This window comes from Hymenobacter agri (genome assembly GCF_054778495.1).
In genome coordinates this window covers 1-1,225 of sequence record NZ_BAAGZM010000914.1, presented here as the reverse complement: position 1 = coordinate 1,225, position 1,225 = coordinate 1, and the positions used below count along the sequence as shown (strand labels likewise).

Below are 1,225 nucleotides of genomic sequence, written 5' to 3'. Positions count from 1 at the left end.
CGCACCGTGAGCCGGGCGCGCGGAATGTGGTAGTCGGTCAGGCGCGCCCGCAGCGTGCGCAGCTGCGGCGGCGTGAGCATGCGGCCCGTAAGTAGCACGTTGATGGTGCGCGCATCGTAGTCGATGCGCTTGGTGACCACGTAGGCTCCCGGCAGGTTCAGCTCGGTTTCGACGAAGCTTTGCGCGTTGTGCTCGAACGTGGTGCGGCGCACGATGCCCGCCGCCAGCCACACGCTGGGCACGGCCGTGAGCACGGCCACCGCCCAGAACAGCAGCTTGGCCCGCCGGGCCTGTCGCGGGTTTTCGAACTGGAAATGCGGCAGCGGCAGAATGCGCGCTACCAGAAACATCGCCAGACTGATGAAGGCCGCATTAATGCAAAACAAATACAGCGCGCCAGCCGCGAAGGTCCAGTGCGCCGTGGCCAGCCCGTAGCCCACCGTGCACAGCGGTGGCATGAGCGCCGTGGCGATGGACACGCCCGGCACCACGTTGCTCACCTCGCGCCGGGTGAAGCCAATGGCCCCGGCCGCACCGCCAAACAGGGCAATGGCCACGTCCCAAGTGGTGGGCGTAGTGCGGGCCAGCAGCTCGGAGCCGGCATCGGTGAGGGGCGTGAACCGGAAGTAGAGCGCCGACACCAGCACGCTGAGCCCGGCGGCAATGGCCAGGTTTTTCAGGCCCCGGCGCACCAGGTCGAGGTTGGAAGTGGCTGCCCCGAAGCCCACGCCCACAATCGGTCCCATGAGCGGCGAAATAAGCATAGCCCCGATGATGACGGCCGTGGAGTTCACGTTCAGTCCCACCGAGGCCACCAGAATGGCGAAAAACAGCACCCACAGGTTGGTGCCCTTGAAGGCAATGCCCGCTTCGACATCGGCCACAATTTCGGCCGGGTCGGCCATGTCATGGGCTAGGTCGAACCGGGAGCGCAGCCAGGGAAGTAGGGGTAAAGCCATTAAGAAGGAGACATGGGTAAGCAAAACGGCCGGGGCAGGGCTCCGGCCCGGGGCTAGTGGGTTTTGCCAGTGGACGTCAAAAGCCAATCGGCGGCCGCTTCCAGGTCATCAAATACGCCAACCACTAAGTATTTCTCCAGAGCGTGTAGCACATCGGTGGTATGCAGGCGGCGGGTAGGGCTGGAGTTGGGCAGCACGGCGTAGCGCAGCGTGGGCGGGGCCGGCGCGGTGTCGGGCAGCCACTCGCTGAGCAGCCATTCGCGGTC

Annotated in this window: 2 protein-coding genes; both read right to left on the bottom strand. The window is 65.6% G+C overall.

Annotated elements, in window-relative coordinates; translation table 11 throughout:
- Nucleotides 1-959 (bottom strand): DUF389 domain-containing protein (locus ACYVDE_RS23330; protein WP_460503920.1); only part of this gene is annotated, 959 nt, incomplete at its 3' end.
- A 53-nt stretch (nucleotides 960-1,012) separates the two neighbouring features.
- Nucleotides 1,013-1,225: hypothetical protein (locus ACYVDE_RS23325; RefSeq protein ID WP_460503919.1), on the bottom strand; the 213-nt coding region annotated here is incomplete at its 5' end.